Here is a 16,622-nt window from a genome sequence, read left to right on the forward strand (position 1 = left end):
GCCGGCCGATGCCGGCCACCCCCGTGGCCGCTCCTTTGCATGCTTCCAGGTGAATCCATGTCCAGTGTCTCCGTAAACGGCGCCCCCGATGCCGGTGAGAACACCCGTTTTATCGTCCTGATCAGTTGCGTAGCCACGATCGGCGGTTTTTTATTCGGTTTCGATAGCGGCGTGATCAACGGCACTGTCGATGGCCTGAAGCAAACCTTCAATTCCAGCGCCGCCGAGACCGGATTCGAAGTCGCCTCGATGCTGCTGGGTTGCGCCATCGGCGCCTTCTTTGCCGGCCGCCTGGCCGACCGCTGGGGCCGCCGTGCGGTCCTGATCATTTCTGCGGCGCTGTTCCTGCTCTCGGCGATCGGCGCCGGTGCCTCGCACAGCTCCGGCTTCTTCATCTTCGCCCGCGTGATGGGCGGCTTTGCGGTGGGTGCGGCCAGCGTCATCTCGCCGGCCTACATCGCCGAGGTCGCCTCTGCGCGCTATCGCGGCCGGCTCGCCACCATGCAGCAGATCGCCATCATCAGCGGGCTGTTCTGCGCGTTCCTGAGCAACTACCTGTTGGCCAACGCCGCCGGTGCCTCTACCGAGCCGTTATGGGGCGGGCAGGCCGCGTGGCGCTGGATGTTCTGGATGCAGGCGATTCCGTCGCTGGCGTTTCTGTTGTTGCTGCTGGTCATCCCGGAGAGCCCGCGCTACCTGGTGGTCAAGGGCCGTCGCGAGCAGGCGCTGGTGGTGCTGAAGCGCCTGTACGGCAACGCCGCTGCGCAGACCAAGTTGGGCGAGATCTCGGCCTCGATGTCGGCCGATCAGCACAAGCCCAAGTTCTCCGACCTGATCAACAAGACCACCGGCAAGGTGCGTTCGATCGTCTGGATCGGCGTGGGCCTTGCGGTGTTCCAGCAACTGGTCGGCATCAACGTGGTGTTCTACTACGGCGCGGTGTTGTGGCAGGCGGTGGGCTTCTCCGAGCAGGACGCACTGCTGATCAACGTGCTCTCCGGCGGCCTCAGCATCGGCGCCTGCCTGGTCACGGTCATGTTGGTCGACAAGATCGGCCGCAAGCCGCTGCTGTGGATCGGCTCGGTCGGCATGGCGGTGTCGCTGGCCCTGGTCACCTATGCCTTCGCCACCGCGTCGCTGGATGCCACCGGCAAGCTCGCCATGTCCGATGCGATGGGCATGCTCGCGCTGGTCGCCGCCAACGTCTACGTGGTGTTCTTCAACGCCTCCTGGGGTCCGGTGATGTGGGTCATGCTGGGCGAGATGTTCCCCAACCAGATCCGCGGCTCGGGCCTGGCAATCGCCGGTGCTGCGCAGTGGACCTCCAACTTTGCGATCACCGTCAGCTTCCCGATCCTGCTCGGCAGCATCGGCCTGGCCGGCGCCTACGGCATCTACACCGTCGCCGCCTTCATCTCGGTGTTCTTCGTGCTCAAGTACGTCTACGAGACCAAGGGCAAGGAGCTGGAGCAGATGGAGGGCTGATTCTGTCTGCTATGCCGATATCTGCATGAAAAACGAAGAAGGCCGCGCATTGCGCGGCCTTCTTCGTTGATGGTCTCGCTTATGTCCAACGGCGAGGCGCCCATGTATAAGTCGCCGCAGCAAGCCAGACCACAGTGCTTGCGAAAGTTGTTGTGTTGATCGAATCGCGCGTCTGCGCTTCTTCGGTGATAGCGATGATCGACGCCACTAATCGCCTCAACAACCGCGCTAAATGCTTGTCCATAGATGGAAGCGTTGCACCACTAGAGTGCAAAGCGCGACGTCAAACGCACCCGATGCGCGTCCAGCTGCGTAGGCTTTATCGCAATGTGTGCGCCACCGCTATACTCGGCAGAGCAGTTCCCTCCAGACTAGGACGCATCGTGAACCAAGGAGTGGTGGTATGGCGGTAGCTAAAGAGCTTGTCAGAGGCATGCTGATCAGCGTGTGTTATTGCTTGGTATTTCTTATTCTCTGGCGCTTGTCCATTGATCAATGGTATCTGCCGGTTGGCTTGCGGGTCGTTACCTTACTGTTTCGACCGTATCGCGAATGGCCGTATCTGTTGCTAGGGGATGCTGCGGCAATGTTGGTCTTGCGTATTCCCCTGGGCGAGCTGCAGGGATTCAACCCGCTATGGTCTTACCTGAGTCCGTTCGTGCATGGGCCCCTGATTGCCGGCGGCATTTTCCTGCTTCGTTACCATGTTCCTAATATCGTCAAGAGCCAGCATTGGCTTATTCCGGCTGCACTTGCGATAGGGCTTTGGAACGCAGTATGCAGCATGCTTTTGAACGAGATGCTCGGTGGGCCAACGATTTATCCCGTGATTGATCTGCTGCTGCGCTACTGTTCAGGCAGCTATCTCGGAATACTGGTCTTGCTGCTTCCGACAATGTTGTGGACCAATTGGAATGACGGTCCAGTGCATTCCGCCCTGCCAAAGGATTTTGCTATTGCAGTCGTTGTCATCCTTGGGCTGTTCTTTGTATTGGGTGTCTCGAGCGACCCGTCGATTCGAAACATTTTGATGATCGCGATGCTTGTGCCGATGATCTTGCTGACCTTCAAACATGGGTGGAGAGGCATTGCATTGGGGGCGCTACTGGCAAGCTTTGGGCTTGAGTTCTCTCTTCCTCGCGTATATCAAGCCGGATTCTTTGATCAGCATGTTTACAACGTCCAGTTGCTCTACGGGGTCATAACGACGGTTCTCTTTGTCTTTAACGCACGCCTGCGTGAGTTTGCCCGCAATGGGGTTTCGAACCGTACGAAGGACGACCCGTTTCTATTTGCTCGCGCGAGCTATTCCAGTGCGGAACGTCTGTTGCGCAATCGCGTGCTTGAATATTCTGATATCAATGTACAGATCAACAGAATGCGCAAAAACGTCATAGCTGATTTGAGGGCGAAAGGACAGCATGCGGTTGCAATGGAGATGACACGGGTTGGTGTGCTTGAGTCGCAGTTATTGCAGCAATATGTAGCCGCACTGTATCCGTTGGAAATCGAGACGCACGGGTTATATCAAGCGTTGCGTTCGCCGGCCCTTGAGCGCTTCTGTCAATCTCAATTTGAGCACGTGTTTCGCGGGAATTGCAAAAATCTGTCGTTAGAGCTACAGCTGAGCGCGTACCGCAGTGTGCTCAACTGTGTCGAGATCTTGCCTTTGGCTAGCAGGCATTTCATCCAGGCGCGTGCGTGGACAGGCAAAGGGGCTAGGGGGGTTGTGGTGCGCGTTATTGCAGACTCTTCTTCAGCTGAGTTGGTTGGGCGCGACTCAAATGATGTTGAAGCCGAACTGGATGCACGATTGAAAGCGCATGGCGGCACGCTGCGCCGCCGCCATGCGTTGGTTGTGACGTTTCTTGTTGCTGAGCCTGATTCCGTGGAGGTCAGGGAGAAACTATCCACCGGTCCCCAGTTGCTTCGCGCCGGGCTAGTACCGTGAAGTTCTTTGTCTTATAGACGAGTCGTGCTTGATCGCGTTGGATTACGTCAAGTGTTGCCGGATCATTTGAGCGCGTGCTTGCAGAAATCTTATTAGTTGGAGGTAACACGACCCGCTCCACATCCTTGCCCATTGGCAAGGTCCAGAGGGCGTTGTCCACTCTGGCAACCACCGCACGGACCACGCCGGTTACATCGTTGATCTGTAGATAGGTGACTCCGTCGCGATGCAGTTCATATATGGCAAGAGAGGGGTCAACGGCGAGGTTGGCGGCCTTCGGGTTGCTATCGCCAAGTCCTGTCATTGCATGCGCGCCGATTCCGCCAGTTCCACAGCATTGAGCCATCGCCGCGCTCGATGCGAAAAGTCCGGCGATTAAACAAATGCCCTTGAGCCCATTATTTACGTTCTTCATGATTTGCCTTCCCCTGCGTGGGGCAACTCCGCCTGCGATTCAGGCCCTTGTACGTTACGTCCTGACGAAGAAGTTTTGTTGATTGTTTGTCGCAAAAAATCGAGTAATAGGTAGTAATACATCGACCAGTAGATCCAATAAAACGTGTTACTTGCCTCCGGGACTGATGTGCAGCGTTATAGCTGGGTCAACTCAGTCGCTCGGCTCGAGCTCGCTGCAAGCACGCTCAAACCACCCGATCACCTGCTGGTGATGCGCCTGGCCCCAACGACGCACGAACTGCTGGGTGTGGTAGTCACTTGAGTCGCGCAGGCTGGTCAGGCGCTCGGCGATGAAAGGGGCGGTCAGTGGTTGGGCGCAATCGACTTCGATGCAGTGGCGCCAGGCGGTGTAGCTGGTGGGGAGGGCGGCGGACATTGGGCGGGCTCCGGTAGGCGAGGAAATGAACGTGAAGACGCAGGCGAGCACACACGGGGCTTGCTTTTGCGCCGCAAATGTTACTTTATAACACTTCATTTCCTTCGCTCAGCCTGGCCTCCCGTGTCGTGTTCAATGCCGTTGTGCGTGTGGTCCAAGTCGAGTCGATCACCAGATCGGAGATGGCGAAGCCGCTTCACCGATAGTCCGAGACGGGCGCCATGAAGCGGCGACAGCTGCTGCAGACCGCCGGCGCGGCGCTGGTGCTGTCGCCGGGCCTGGGCTATGCGCAAGGGGTTCTGGCACTGCGCAGCTGCGGCGTGCAGCAGCACGATGACGGCCTGCGGCTTCGACTCGAATTGAGCGGCCGGGTCGCGTACCGCAGTTTCGGTCTGTCCGATCCCGAGCGCTTGGTCATCGACCTGTCCGGCGTCTCGACCCAGCCACCGCGGATCGATCCGTTGCCTGGCGGCCTTGCCGTCGTCGCGATTCGCAGCGGTCCGCAGATGGACGGATTGCGCGTGGTGCTCGATCTGGCGCAGCCGCTGGCAGCGACTGCGCGGTGGGAGGGCAATGCGCTGGTACTGGATCTTGCTGCGGCCTCCGGCGCTGCGTCGTTGTCCGCCGCCGATCGAAGCGATCCGGCTGTCGTAGCGGCGGTGCCCACACGTTCGCGCCTGCACCCCTACGTGGTTGCCATCGACGCCGGCCACGGCGGCAAGGATCCCGGCGCGGTCAGTGCTGATGCGCGCTACGAGAAACATGTAGCCATGGCGGTCGCGGGGCGTCTGCACCAGCGTCTGGCGGCCGATCCGCGTTACCGGCCGACGATGATCCGCAGCGACGATCGCTTCGTGCCGCTGCATGAGCGGGTGTTGATCGCCCATCGCCACAACGCCGATCTGTTCGTCTCCATCCACGCCGATGCTGCGCCCAACAGCGAAGCACGCGGTGCCTCGGTGTTCGCGCTGTCGCAGAACGGCGCCAGCTCCGCATTGGCGCGCTGGATCGCCGATAGCGAGAACGCCGCCGACGACATGGGCGATAGCGCGCGCCGTTTGCGGGTGCCGAGCAATCCGGTGTTGTCGCAAGTGCTGGCCGATCTGTCGCTGAGCGGCACCATCGCCAGCAGCCTGCAGTTCGGCAGCTTGATGCTCGGCCGGTTGCAGGAGGTGACACGGCTGCATCAGAACCAGGTCGGGCAGGCCGGCTTTGCGGTGTTGAAGTCGCCGGATATCCCGTCGTTGCTGGTGGAAACCGGCTTCATGAGCAATCGCGACGATTGCCGGCGGCTGTGTGGCGATGCGCATCAGGACGAACTTGCGCAGACCTTGCACGCCGGCATCGACGATTACTTTCAGGCATTTCCCGGTCGCGCCTGAGGCGCGATCACTCCCTCCTCATTCAACGAGCTTTCGATGTCCGCCACGCTTCCCGATGTTGCCGTTACCGAACTTTCCACGTTGAGCGCGCCGCTGCGTTGGGTGGGCATGCAGGACATCGCCATGCCGGTGCGCCTGGACGAAGCCGAGCCAAGCGGAACTGTGGCCGCGCGCGCCACTGTGCGGGTGGATCTGCCGCAGCCCGAGCGCAAGGGCATCCATATGTCGCGGTTGTATCGATTGCTCGATCAGCACCTGGAGCAACCGTTGTCGCCGGCGATGCTGTCGCATTTGCTGCAGGCCATGATCGACAGCCACGCCGATTGCGGAAGCCGCGCGGCGCGCGTGTCGCTGGCTTTCGAGTTGATGCTGCGGATGCCGGCATTGCTGAGCGAAGGGTTGGCCGGTTGGCGCGCGTATCCGGTGCGGATCGACGCGCAATGCAGGGCCGGGCGCAGCCATGTGCGTCTGCAGATCGATGTGCTCTATGCATCGACATGCCCATGCTCTGCGGCGTTATCGCGCCAGTTGCTGAGCGAGGCGTTCTTGCAGCAACACGCCGGGCGTGAGGCACTGCCGCCGGAAGACGTTGCGCACTGGCTGCAACATCACGGCTCGTACGCCACGCCGCATAGCCAGCGCAGCGTGGCGCAGGTGCGCGTGGATCTGATCGCCTGTACGCAGCGGTTCGATATCCGCGAGTTGGTCGGTCTGTGCGAACAAGCGCTGGCCACGCCGGTGCAGGCCGCAGTGCGGCGCATCGACGAGCAGGCGTTTGCGCGCTTGAACGGCGCCAACCTGATGTATGTCGAAGACGCCGCGCGGCGTCTGCGCAAGATGCTGGCCGAGCGCTATGCCAACTTCCATGTGGCGGTTCGCCATTTCGAAAGTCTGCATGCCCACGACGCGGTTGCCGAGACCGACAGCGCTGCCGAGGGCTTTCATCCATTTGCCGATTGAGGGATTGCCATGCCGTGCAAGAATTCGCTGCGTTGTGCGCCACGTCCACACAAATGCGTCGTCGATCTCGCTGCGACGCGCAGTGCGCAGCCCACCGCGCAAGCGTGCGTCGTTGCCGGGCCGTATGTGGTCATTCGCGCCAACGCGATCGGTGCGAATACGAGAGTGCATCGCTGCTGATCGGCAGCAATGTCGCTGGAGTTTTGCTGCAGGTTTCGCAGCAAGTCAGCCGCTACCCATAAGCGAGCGCGACAGATTGACACGTGAGTTGCTGCAACTAAGGCGCCATCTGAAGCGGTAGCTCAGGCGCAGCTTGGCGTCGATCTGCAACGGCCTCCGCGATGCACCGCAGACCAACTGCGGCGTACCGCCTGCGTCACAACGCAAAAGCCCCGCAATGCGGGGCCCTGGCGTTTTTCTGCAGCGAGACGGAAGTGGTGCTCCCTAGGGGGCTCGAACCCCTGTTTTAGCCTTGAGAGGGCCACGTCCTAACCATTAGACGAAGGGAGCGTTTTGTCGCGTCCTGTGCAGCGGGCTAGTATAGTGTGGCAACAGCCGTTGGGCAATCCTGCAACACAAAACGGAAACGCCATCATCGAACCCTCAGTTACATCTCCGTTCACGCTGCGCGTCATTCCACGCGACCAGCACACCATCTCGCGCAAGGACATCAGCCCAAACGCGCTGCGCGTGCTGTACCGCCTGCGCGAATCGGGCTTTGGCGCCTACCTGGTCGGCGGCGCGGTCCGTGACCTTTTGGTTGGCGGGCATCCCAAGGATTTCGACGTCGCCACCAGCGCCACGCCGGAAGAAGTCAAAGCGCTGTTCCGCAACTGTCGTTTGATCGGCCGCCGCTTCCGCCTAGCGCATGTGGTGTTCGGCCGCGAGATCATCGAAGTGGCCACGTTCCGCGCCAATGTCGATGACGGCAGCGGCGATCGCGAACTGGATAACGGCCGGCTGGTGCGCGACAACGTCTACGGCAGCATCGAAGACGACGCGATCCGCCGCGACTTCACCTGCAATGCCTTGTACTACGCGATCGAGGATTTCTCGGTGCGCGACTACTGCGGCGGCTTCGAAGACGTGCAGGCACGGCTGATGAAGTTGATCGGCGACCCGGAGCTGCGTTACCAGGAAGACCCGGTGCGCATGCTGCGCGCGGTGCGCCTGGCCGCCAAGTTGAACTTCGATATCGAAGCCGGCACCGCAGAACCCATTCCGCGCCTGGCCGGGCTGTTGTCCGAAGCCGCGCCAGCGCGCTTGTTCGAAGAAATTCTCAAGCTGTTCCTGTCCGGGCACGGCGTCGCCAGTTTCGAAGGCCTGGAGCGGTATGGCCTGCTCGGCGCGCTGTTTCCCGAAAGTGCCGCAGCCCTGAAATCCAACCGCAGCGGCGCATTGCGCGCCATGGTGCTGGAAGGCCTGCGCAATACCGATGCACGCGTTGCCAACGACGAGCCGGTGTCGCCCGCATTCCTGTTCGCCCTGCTGCTTTGGCCGGCATTCTGCCGCACCTTGATGGGCCTGCAGGCGCAGGGCGTTCAGCCGGAAGACGCGCAGCGACGCGCCGCCGACCGGGTTACCTTGCATCAGCTCGAGCGTGTGGCCTTGCCGCGCCGTTTTTCGCTGCCGATGCAGGAAATCTGGCTGCTGCAGACGCGCTTTTCCTCGCGTCAGCGCAAGCGCGTGTTCCGCACCTTGTCGCATCCGCGTTTTCGCGCCGCGTTCGATTTTCTGGTGCTGCGCCAGTTTGCTTCGCCGGATCACGCCGCCGACGTGGAGTTCTGGCGCGAGGCGCAGAAATCCTCCGGCCAGGAGCTGGTCGATGCGATCGAAACCGCGCAGGTCGATCAGGAAGGCGACGAAGGCGCACCGCGCAAGCGTCGCCGCCGCCGTCGTCGCACCGGCGCCCCTGCAGGCGAGTAGGGCATGCACACCGCCTTTGTCTGCCTGGGTGCCAACCTGGGCCCGGCCGAGGCCAGCGTGCGCGCCGCCATCGCCGCGCTCGGCGAGGTGCCGCAGTCCACGTTGATTGCGGCCTCGCGCCTGTATCGCACGCCGGCCTGGGGCCGCGAAGATCAGCCCGATTTCATCAACGCCGTGGCGCAGTTGCACACCACGCTGGCGCCGCTGCAGTTGCTGGACGCTTTACTCGGCATTGAGCAGGCCTTCGGTCGGCAGCGCCAGGCCGGTGAGCGCTGGGGCCCGCGCACGCTGGACCTGGATCTGCTGCTGTATGCCGATCAGGTGATCGACCTGCCGCGCCTGCAGGTGCCGCATCCGCATCTGCAGGTGCGCGCCTTCGCGCTGTTGCCGCTGTCCGAGCTGGCTCCGGAGGCGATCATTCCTGGGCATGGAACAGTGCGGCACGCCCTGCAATCGATCCAGGTCAGCGGGCTGGAGCCGATTGGGTAGATAATGGCCGGCTTATCACCCCACGTAATGACTTCATGAGCAGCCATACCGACAGCAAGCCCTGGACCGTGCCCGCCTTGGCGCAGGCCAAGCGCGACGGTCGAAAACTGGTCATGTTGACCGCGTACGACGCCGGCTTTGCGCGCACTTTCGATGCCAATGGCGTGGACTTGATTCTGGTCGGCGATTCGCTGGGCATGGTGGTGCAGGGGCATGCCTCCACGCTGCCGGTGACCACCGCCGATATGGTCTATCACACCGCCTCGGTCGCGCGTGCGCTGGAGCGTGCGTTGCTGGTGGCCGATCTGTCGTTCCAGGCCGATGCCACGCCCGAGCGTGCGCTGGACGCGGCCACCCAGCTGCTGCAGGCCGGCGCGGAGATGGTCAAGCTCGAAGGCGCCGGGCACAAGCTCGAGGTCATCCGCTATCTGGTCGAGCGCGAGATCCCGGTCTGCTCGCACCTGGGGCTCACTCCGCAATCGGTGCTGCGCTTCGGCGGCTACAAGGTGCAGGGACGTGGCGAAGCCGGCGAACAGTTGCGTCGCGATGCGCAGGCAGTGGTCGATGCCGGTGCCAGCCTGGTCGTATTGGAATGCGTGCCGACCCCGATCGCCGCGCAGATCAGCGCCGAACTCAGCGTGCCCACCATCGGCATCGGTGCCGGCCCCGGCTGCGATGGCCAGGTGCTGGTAATGCACGACATGCTGGGCCTGGACAGCGGCCATCGCCGCCCCAAGTTCGTGAAGGATTTCCTCGCCGAAGGCGGCTCGGTTGCAGGCGCGGTACGCGCGTATGCGCAAGCCGTGCGCGACGGCAGCTTTCCCGATGCAGAGCACGCGTACGCCGCATGATTCAGACCATTACCGATCTTTCCACCCTGCGCGCACTGGTCACCGGCTGGAAGCGCGAAGGGCTGCGCGTGGCGCTGGTGCCGACCATGGGCAACCTGCACGCCGGGCATTATTCGCTGGTGATGCTGGCGCGCCAGTACGCCGACCGTGTGGTGTCGAGCGTGTTCGTCAACCCGACCCAGTTCGGCCCGAACGAAGACTTCGCGCGGTACCCGCGTACGCCCGAGTCCGATCTGCGCGGGCTGGAAGACGCCGGCTGCGATGCGCTGTGGCTGCCGGACGTGGACACCATGTATCCGCTGGGCACCGCATTGGCCACGCCGATCCATGCGCCGGGCGTCAGCGATGTGCTGGAAGGTGTGTGCCGGCCGGGGCATTTCGACGGCGTGTGCACCGTGGTGGCGCGCCTGTTCAATCAGGTGCAGCCGGACGTGGCCGCCTTCGGCAAGAAGGACTACCAGCAGCTGGCGGTGATCCGTCAGATGGTGGCCGACCTGGCGTTTCCGATCGAGATTCTGGGCGGCAGCATCGTGCGCGAGGCCGACGGCCTGGCGATGAGCTCGCGCAACCAGTACCTGACGGCCGACGAGCGCCCGCGCTCGGCGCAGATCCGCAAAGTGCTGTTGCAGATGCGCGAGCGCTATGCCGCCGGCACGCTGCGTGCGCAGGTCGAAGACACCGCCACCCAGGCGCTGGAACAGGCCGGTTTCCGCGTCGATTACGCGGTGGTGCGTCTGCCCGACCTCAGCGAGCCGGGCGACAGCAACGCCGGCGCACGCGTGGCCTTGATCGCTGCACGCCTGGGCAACACCCGGTTGATCGACAATCTGGAATTCTGAGGGCCGCCGCTGCGGCCGGGCTGAAGCCCTCACCACCGACCGCGCTGCCGGCCGGTCGGCGCGGGCGCTTTCCGCTAAAATGCCTGCTTTCCTTTAGCCGTTGCCCGTCATGCACCTGTCCCTGCTGAAAGCCAAGATCCACCGCGCCACCGTCACCCACTCCGAGCTCAATTACGAAGGCTCGATCGCCATCGACGGCCTGCTGCTGGAAGCCACCGGCATCCGCGAGTTCGAACAGGTGCACATCTGGGACGTCACCAACGGTGCGCGTTTCAGCACCTATGCCATTCGTGCCGAAGACGGCAGCGGCATCATCTCGCTCAACGGCGGCGCCGCGCGTCACGTGCAGGTCGGCGATCTGATCATCGTTGCCGCCTTCGCCAGCATGAGCGAAGACGAAGCCAAGACCTTTCAACCCAATCTGGTATATGTGGACGCGCACAACGCGATCTCCCACACCAACCACAGCATCCCCACGCAGGCCGCATGACACACACCAACGGATTCGACGCGCTTCACGCCCACGCCCAGCGCCTGCGCGGCGCTGCCATCCCCGCATTGCTTGCCGCCGAGCCGCAACGGCCGACGCAGTACGCCAGGCAAGTCGGTCCGTTGTACTTCAATTTCGCGCGGCAGAAGTACGACCGCGCCGCGCTCGATGCCTTGTTCGCGATCGCGCGCGAGCGTGATCTGGCCGGTGCGTTCCAGCGGTTGTTCCGCGGCGAGCAGGTCAATGTCACCGAACAACGCGCTGCCTTGCATACCGCGTTGCGTGGCGATCTGACCGATGCGCCGGTGGCCTCCGAAGCGTATGCAACGGCTGCCGAAGTGCGCCAACGCATGGGCGCATTGATCCAGCAACTGGAAGCCACCGACGTCACCGATATCGTCAGTGTCGGCATCGGCGGTTCGGACCTGGGTCCGCGCCTGGTGGCCGATGCCTTGCGTGCGCCGTCGGGTGCGCGTTTTCGCGTGCATTTCGTCTCCAATGTCGATGGCGCGGCGATGCAGCGCACCCTGGCGACGCTGGACCCGGCGCGCACCGCCGGCATCCTGATTTCCAAGACCTTCGGCACCCAGGAAACCTTGCTCAACGGCAGCATCCTGCATGCCTGGTTGGGCGGCAGCGAGCGGCTGTATGCGGTCAGTGCGAACCCGGAGCGCGCCGCCAAGGCCTTCGACATCGCGCCAAGCCGCGTGCTGCCGATGTGGGATTGGGTCGGTGGGCGTTATTCGCTGTGGTCGGCGGTGGGTTTCCCGATCGCCCTGGCGATCGGCTTCGAACGTTTCGAGCAGTTGCTCGAAGGCGCCGCGCAGTTCGATGCGCATGCGCTCAACACGCCGTTGGAAGAGAACATCGCGGTGCTGCACGGGCTCACTGCCGTGTGGAATCGCAACCTGCTCGGCAGCGCCACGCATGCGGTGATGACCTACGACCAGCGTCTGGCTTTGCTGCCGGCTTATTTGCAGCAGCTGGTGATGGAAAGCCTGGGCAAGCGGGTCAAGCTCGATGGTTCTGCGGTGGATAGCGACACCGTGTCGGTGTGGTGGGGCGGTGCGGGCACCGATGTGCAGCACAGCTTCTTCCAGGCGCTGCACCAGGGCACCAGCGTGGTGCCGGCCGATTTCATCGGTACCGTGCATAACGACGATCCATACGCAGAAAACCATGTCGCGTTGATGGCCAATGTGCTGGCCCAGACCGAGGCGCTGGCCAACGGCCAGGACAGCAGCGATCCGCACCGCAGCTATCCGGGCGGCCGCCCGAGCACGGTGATCCTGCTGGATGCGCTGACCCCACAATCGCTGGGCGCGCTGATCTCGATGTACGAGCACAGCGTGTACGTGCAGGCGGTGATGTGGGGCATCAACGCGTTCGACCAGTTCGGTGTGGAGCTGGGCAAGCAGCTGGCCAGCCAGTTGCTGCCGGCGCTGAAGGGCGAGTCGGCCGATGTGGCAGACCCGGTGACGCGCGAGCTGCTGTCCAAGCTGCGCGGCTGAGCAGTCGCGCAGCGGTAGCGTGTTTGACAACGAGGCCTTCGGGCCTCGTTGTCGTTTGGGGGAAGCGGTAAGTTGCGCCGGTGCGTGCGACCTGCAGCCTGCAGGCCCGCTCTCTGCGCCGGCATAGGCTGGTCTGGCTAAAATGGCCAAATTACCAAAAATGGTAAATTTGGGAGTAGGCTGATACCCGTCACTCCTTGCAGGACCGTCCGATGCCACACCCGCAGGATCTGCCCGGCCTGGAAAAATCTCCTGCCGCCGACATCAAGGTCAAGGGCTGGCCCAGTCTGATGCGCAAGGTGCGCACGCATGGCGCAGTGGTCATCACCAACCACAATCACCCCGAGGCGGTGGTGGTGGATGCGGAGGAATACCGGCGCCTGGTGAGTCAGGCAAGCGCGGCCGCCGATGCATCGATGCGGGCGCAGTCGCTGCAGGCATTGCAGCTGAAGTTCGATGCGCATCTTGCGGCGGTGACCGAAGGCGCGGGCCTGGCTGCGGTGATCAGCAAGCCCGCGCGCCGTGGCAGGAAGATCACCCTGGGTCCGTCGCTCTAGGTCGTGGGAAATATCCTGGTGCTGGCCGGCGTCAACGGCGCCGGCAAGAGTTCGCTGCTGGGCAGCTTGTTGCGGGAAGACGGCGCCACCTGGTTCAACCCGGACGCGTTCACCAGGCAACTGGTGGAGCAGGGTTGGCCGCTCGAAGACGCTAACGCGCAAGCCTGGCAGGAAGGGGTGCGGCGGCTACGTCAGGCCATGGCCGATGGTCGCGATTACGCGTTCGAAACCACGCTTGGCGCAACGACCATCCCGCGCCTGCTGCGCGAGGCTTGCGCGCAGCACACGGTGGCGGTCTGGTTCTGCGGCCTGTCGACGGTGGAGCTGCACCTCGAACGCGTCGCAGCGCGGGTTGCCGCTGGCGGGCATGCCATTGCCGAGCACAAGATCCGCGAACGCTTCGATGCTTCGCGTGCGAATCTGATCGCTCTGTTGCCGCATCTGGCGGTGTTGCACCTCTACGACAACAGTGCGCCCGCCGATGCGGCGGGGCAGGCCGAGCCGCTGCTGGTGCTGGAACTGGACCGTGCTGGCTTGCATTACCCGACGACGTTAGAAGCGTTAGCGCAGGTGCCCGACTGGGCAAAGCCCATCGTGATGGCGGCATTGGAGATGCGCCGCGCGTTTTGAGCAGAGTATCCGGGCGGACATGCGCGAGTCGCCTGCCTGATTGAAGATAGGAGTGGCTAGTAAAACTGCTTCATACCGGTCTACTGCAGGCCGGCTGATCTGCGGCCTGGCTGCAGGACCCTTGCCCGCCCACCATCGCGGGACACGCTGCAAGTACGTCCTTGTAAGCTCTTACGCGGCATCCATGCCGCGTAAGGTCCCGCGACGGTGAACGGACAAGGACCAGTCGAGATGGTCGGTGTGCTTAGCTCTTCTCAAAGCGATCAGCAAACTGTCTGGTGCGGTGAGGGCATCGCACGCTCGACCGACTCACGCGCCCTCACACAAGCGACCGTCGCGCAGTTGATATAACGGACGAAAGACCATGCCGCTCGCAGCGCTTTGCCAGCACTGCGAGCGACGAGGCCGTGCGCTTAGGCCTTGCCCAACTTCACCGCCACCGGGTCACCGGTGAGATAGCCCACCGCCGCGCCGAAGCGGTTCTTGTAGTTGGCTCGGATCAGCGGATCCAGTGTGGCCTTGACGGTGTCGTGCAGCGGGCTTTCCCAGTCGCCGGGGTGCTGGAAATTACTCATCACGTAGGTCCAGCCGTGGATCTCGTCGACAGCATGCAGACCGGTGGATTCGGCACCGGCGGGCACCGACAGCACACGCGTCAGCGTGCCGCTGTCCACGTTGTAGGCCCACAGGAAATTGTTGACGTGCAGGCTGCTGTCTTCGCCGATGAACAAGGTGCGCAGGGTTTCGGAGAACTTGAGGTTGTCCGGGTTGGCCAGGCGTTCCGGGTCGGCCAGGTTGCCCAGCGCATCGGCCTTGGCCAGGTCGTGGCCGGTGAGCGCGGCCGGAGCGGCCATGTCGATCGGCACCCACTCGCTGTGGATCTCAGCGCCGCTGCTGTCGTGGCGGCCGCCACGCAGGTTGAGCGCATACACCGCGCCGGAGTCCGGACCTTGTACTTTCACATCGCCCGAGCCGTCGCGCATGCTGGTGACGATGTAGGACATCGCCATGTAGGCGATCTTGTCGCGGGCATTGACGGTGGTGCCTTCGAGTTTGGTGAAGCCCAGGCTGCCGCCGGCCAGCGCCGCGTAGCGATGGGTTTCCAGATAGGTGGCGGCCTTCTCCATGCCGGGCTTGATGCGGATCCAGTTGAAGGTGCCGTTGAACGGGATCTTGGTGAAGGAGACATCGCCCGGGTCGCTCAGATGCACGTCGAGGATGTCGGCGGCGGTGAGGCGATCGGCCAGGGCCTGGATCTCGGCGCTGGTGGCGTGGCCGAGCTTGATCCAGCTCAGCGTGGCGGCGCCCGGGCCGACGCCCGAGGTCTGGTGCCATTTGCCGACGTACAGCGTGCCGGCCGATAGATCCGCCTTGCGGTCGGCAATGAACATGAAAAGACCGCCGTTGGTGGCGTCGTCGCCCATCAGCACGGTGCGTTGGTCGGGCATCACCTGCACCAGTTCGTGCGAGATGCGGCCCAGGCAATAGTGCTTGCGTACGCTGCCCGTGCCGTCCGGGTGCACGGTGATCTCCGGCAGGTGGCCGTAGTGGTACGGATTGGCTTTCTCCGGATCGCCGTACAGATGGGTGCTGTAGCTGCGGAACTGGGTGTTGCCGGCCAGCGCGGTGGCGTCGGGTTCGTACTCTTCGCTGGACAGGTGGGTATTCCACGGCGACAGGCTGGCGCCGCAGGTGGTCCACAGCCCATGCACCGGCGCGGTGTCCACGTTGTGGTACTTCACCAGCGACAGCTTGCCGGTAGCCGGGTCCTGATCCAGCGTCAGCACCGCGATCGGCGCCGGCAAATGGCGGTTGGTGTCGTTGCCGGCCTGGTCGCGGGTGGTGTATTCGAACTGCACCACCGCAAACACGTGATTGCCCTTGACCCCGGGCACCTTGGCATTGGGCAGGGTCAGCAGCGAGGAGCCGTCCGGGCAATCTGAAAAGAATGGGCGTTCGGCACCGGGTTTGGAGCGGTCGATGATCGGCCGGTGCTGGATGTCGTAGTAGCCGCCCGCCAGCACGGTGCCGCCCTTGCCGTCTGGTACCTGGTCGCCGGTGACGAAAAACGGGTGATAGGCCAAGTCGTAGCGTTGGGTGCTGCCGTCGCTACGGGCGATGGTCAGTGCCGAGCCGATCGTGGTGGTGGCCATCGCGGCCGGGTTGGCCAGACTGGGCGCGGGCATGCCATGGAACGTAGCCGACACCAACTGGGTCGGATTTTCCGAGGGCCGTAACGGGCGTGCAGCCAAGGCGGCGCCACCGAGTTGCTGCAGGGCGGCGGCACTGGCCCTGCCGAGCGGCAACAGGGGGACGGACGCCAGCAGTTGCATGAGGCGGCGGCGGGCGGGATCGGGGGAGGCAGACATCGAAACTCCAGGCAAAGGCAACGATCAACGATGGCCGGTGGCGCATCGGCAAGCCGGTCACGCTAGGCCGGCCGTATGACAGTTGTTTGACGACGGGCTCACCCGTTGGCTGGGGTTTGGATGTGCGCATCGCAGCGGACCCGACCACGCCGCAGCAACAGGTGCCGGCTGCGCATCGCGGACGGCACCGGGTGGTGCGATGCAGCAAAGTGCGCGTTTGTTGAATGCCAAGCGGCGCGCCGGATTCGGCGGTTTTCCGTGGTTTGACAGCTGCTGCCGGTATTCCAAGGCTATAGCCGCGGCCAATAAGTTGCCGGCCATTTGGCATACGGGCTGGCGCGGTTGACAGG

The 16,622-nt window shown here is 63.3% G+C and carries 15 protein-coding genes and 1 tRNA gene; 12 read left to right on the forward strand and 4 right to left on the reverse strand.

Going from position 1 to position 16,622, the window contains the following annotated elements; translation table 11 throughout:
* Nucleotides 1-57 precede the first annotated feature (57 nt).
* The gene (locus FFY45_RS20140) at nt 58-1,485 is read left to right on the forward strand and encodes a sugar porter family MFS transporter (protein ID WP_176341783.1); all 1,428 of its coding nucleotides are present in this window, start codon (nt 58-60) and stop codon (nt 1,483-1,485) included.
* A 403-nt stretch (nt 1,486-1,888) separates the two neighbouring features.
* On the forward strand, nt 1,889-3,436 hold the full coding sequence (locus FFY45_RS20145; protein WP_176341784.1) for an MASE1 domain-containing protein: 1,548 nt from the start codon (nt 1,889-1,891) through the stop codon (nt 3,434-3,436).
* On the opposite strand, the gene FFY45_RS20150 is transcribed toward FFY45_RS20145, so the two are convergent.
* Nucleotides 3,381-3,851, reverse strand: a complete 471-nt coding sequence (locus FFY45_RS20150) for a hypothetical protein (protein WP_176341785.1) — start codon at nt 3,849-3,851, stop codon at nt 3,381-3,383. The genes FFY45_RS20145 and FFY45_RS20150 overlap by 56 nt on opposite strands.
* A gap of 192 nt (nt 3,852-4,043) precedes the next feature.
* Nucleotides 4,044-4,268 carry a hypothetical protein gene (locus tag FFY45_RS20155; protein WP_176341786.1) on the reverse strand — a complete coding sequence of 75 codons (225 nt, stop codon included), beginning with the start codon at nt 4,266-4,268 and terminating at the stop codon, nt 4,044-4,046.
* A gap of 221 nt (nt 4,269-4,489) precedes the next feature.
* Here FFY45_RS20155 and FFY45_RS20160 point away from each other — a divergent pair, with 221 nt between their 5' ends.
* The gene (locus tag FFY45_RS20160; RefSeq protein ID WP_176341787.1) at nt 4,490-5,650 is read left to right on the forward strand and encodes an N-acetylmuramoyl-L-alanine amidase; all 1,161 of its coding nucleotides are present in this window, start codon (nt 4,490-4,492) and stop codon (nt 5,648-5,650) included.
* Nucleotides 5,651-5,686: 36 nt separating this feature from the next.
* Nucleotides 5,687-6,610, forward strand: a complete 924-nt coding sequence (folE2, locus tag FFY45_RS20165) for a GTP cyclohydrolase FolE2 (RefSeq protein WP_176341788.1) — start codon at nt 5,687-5,689, stop codon at nt 6,608-6,610.
* 435 nt (nt 6,611-7,045) lie between these two features.
* Here folE2 and FFY45_RS20170 read toward each other — a convergent pair.
* Nucleotides 7,046-7,120: transfer RNA gene (locus tag FFY45_RS20170), tRNA-Glu, on the reverse strand.
* Nucleotides 7,121-7,168: 48 nt separating this feature from the next.
* Here FFY45_RS20170 and pcnB point away from each other — a divergent pair.
* The 8 genes from pcnB to FFY45_RS20210 all read left to right on the forward strand — a co-directional run bounded on the left by pcnB (nt 7,169) and on the right by FFY45_RS20210 (nt 13,903).
* Nucleotides 7,169-8,536: a polynucleotide adenylyltransferase PcnB gene (gene pcnB / locus FFY45_RS20175; protein ID WP_176341789.1), complete on the forward strand. Its 1,368-nt coding sequence runs from the start codon at nt 7,169-7,171 to the stop codon at nt 8,534-8,536.
* Nucleotides 8,537-8,539: 3 nt separating this feature from the next.
* Complete coding sequence (gene folK, locus FFY45_RS20180) at nt 8,540-9,025, forward strand: 2-amino-4-hydroxy-6-hydroxymethyldihydropteridine diphosphokinase (protein ID WP_176341790.1); 486 nt, start codon at nt 8,540-8,542, stop codon at nt 9,023-9,025.
* A 35-nt stretch (nt 9,026-9,060) separates the two neighbouring features.
* Nucleotides 9,061-9,876, forward strand: a complete 816-nt coding sequence (gene panB, locus FFY45_RS20185) for a 3-methyl-2-oxobutanoate hydroxymethyltransferase (protein ID WP_023903876.1) — start codon at nt 9,061-9,063, stop codon at nt 9,874-9,876.
* Nucleotides 9,873-10,715: a pantoate--beta-alanine ligase gene (gene panC / locus FFY45_RS20190; protein ID WP_176341791.1), complete on the forward strand. Its 843-nt coding sequence runs from the start codon at nt 9,873-9,875 to the stop codon at nt 10,713-10,715. Before panB ends, panC begins: the two co-directional genes overlap by 4 nt.
* A 109-nt stretch (nt 10,716-10,824) precedes the next feature.
* Nucleotides 10,825-11,205, forward strand: a complete 381-nt coding sequence (gene panD, locus FFY45_RS20195) for an aspartate 1-decarboxylase (protein WP_115038771.1) — start codon at nt 10,825-10,827, stop codon at nt 11,203-11,205.
* Nucleotides 11,202-12,716, forward strand: coding sequence for a glucose-6-phosphate isomerase (pgi, locus tag FFY45_RS20200; protein WP_176341792.1), 1,515 nt, complete (start codon nt 11,202-11,204; stop codon nt 12,714-12,716). The genes panD and pgi overlap by 4 nt, the downstream gene beginning before the upstream one ends.
* 212 nt (nt 12,717-12,928) lie before the next feature.
* Entirely contained in the window at nt 12,929-13,273 is a 345-nt protein-coding gene (locus tag FFY45_RS20205) for a type II toxin-antitoxin system Phd/YefM family antitoxin (protein ID WP_176341793.1), read from the forward strand.
* 3 nt (nt 13,274-13,276) lie between these two features.
* Entirely contained in the window at nt 13,277-13,903 is a 627-nt protein-coding gene (locus FFY45_RS20210; RefSeq protein ID WP_176341794.1) for an AAA family ATPase, read from the forward strand.
* Between the two features lie 413 nt (nt 13,904-14,316).
* On the opposite strand, the gene FFY45_RS20215 is transcribed toward FFY45_RS20210, so the two are convergent.
* On the reverse strand, nt 14,317-16,272 hold the full coding sequence (locus FFY45_RS20215; RefSeq protein ID WP_176341795.1) for a PhoX family protein: 1,956 nt from the start codon (nt 16,270-16,272) through the stop codon (nt 14,317-14,319).
* Nucleotides 16,273-16,622 lie beyond the last annotated feature (350 nt).

The organism is Xanthomonas hortorum (genome assembly GCF_011305375.1).
In the GTDB taxonomy this organism is placed as follows: Bacteria; Pseudomonadota; Gammaproteobacteria; order Xanthomonadales; family Xanthomonadaceae; genus Xanthomonas; species Xanthomonas hortorum_E.

Bases quoted from the DNA above. Each gene is read 5' to 3' on its own strand.
- FFY45_RS20140 (WP_176341783.1), top strand. From the start codon at position 58: ATGTCCAGTGTCTCCGTAAACGGCGCCCCCGATGCCGGTGAGAACACC.
- FFY45_RS20145 (WP_176341784.1), top strand. From the start codon at position 1,889: ATGGCGGTAGCTAAAGAGCTTGTCAGAGGCATGCTGATCAGCGTGTGT.
- FFY45_RS20150 (WP_176341785.1), bottom strand. From the start codon at position 3,851: ATGAAGAACGTAAATAATGGGCTCAAGGGCATTTGTTTAATCGCCGGA.
- FFY45_RS20155 (WP_176341786.1), bottom strand. From the start codon at position 4,268: ATGTCCGCCGCCCTCCCCACCAGCTACACCGCCTGGCGCCACTGCATC.
- FFY45_RS20160 (WP_176341787.1), top strand. From the start codon at position 4,490: ATGAAGCGGCGACAGCTGCTGCAGACCGCCGGCGCGGCGCTGGTGCTG.
- folE2 (WP_176341788.1), top strand. From the start codon at position 5,687: ATGTCCGCCACGCTTCCCGATGTTGCCGTTACCGAACTTTCCACGTTG.
- folK (WP_176341790.1), top strand. From the start codon at position 8,540: ATGCACACCGCCTTTGTCTGCCTGGGTGCCAACCTGGGCCCGGCCGAG.
- panB (WP_023903876.1), top strand. From the start codon at position 9,061: ATGAGCAGCCATACCGACAGCAAGCCCTGGACCGTGCCCGCCTTGGCG.
- panC (WP_176341791.1), top strand. From the start codon at position 9,873: ATGATTCAGACCATTACCGATCTTTCCACCCTGCGCGCACTGGTCACC.
- panD (WP_115038771.1), top strand. From the start codon at position 10,825: ATGCACCTGTCCCTGCTGAAAGCCAAGATCCACCGCGCCACCGTCACC.
- pgi (WP_176341792.1), top strand. From the start codon at position 11,202: ATGACACACACCAACGGATTCGACGCGCTTCACGCCCACGCCCAGCGC.
- FFY45_RS20205 (WP_176341793.1), top strand. From the start codon at position 12,929: ATGCCACACCCGCAGGATCTGCCCGGCCTGGAAAAATCTCCTGCCGCC.
- FFY45_RS20215 (WP_176341795.1), bottom strand. From the start codon at position 16,272: ATGTCTGCCTCCCCCGATCCCGCCCGCCGCCGCCTCATGCAACTGCTG.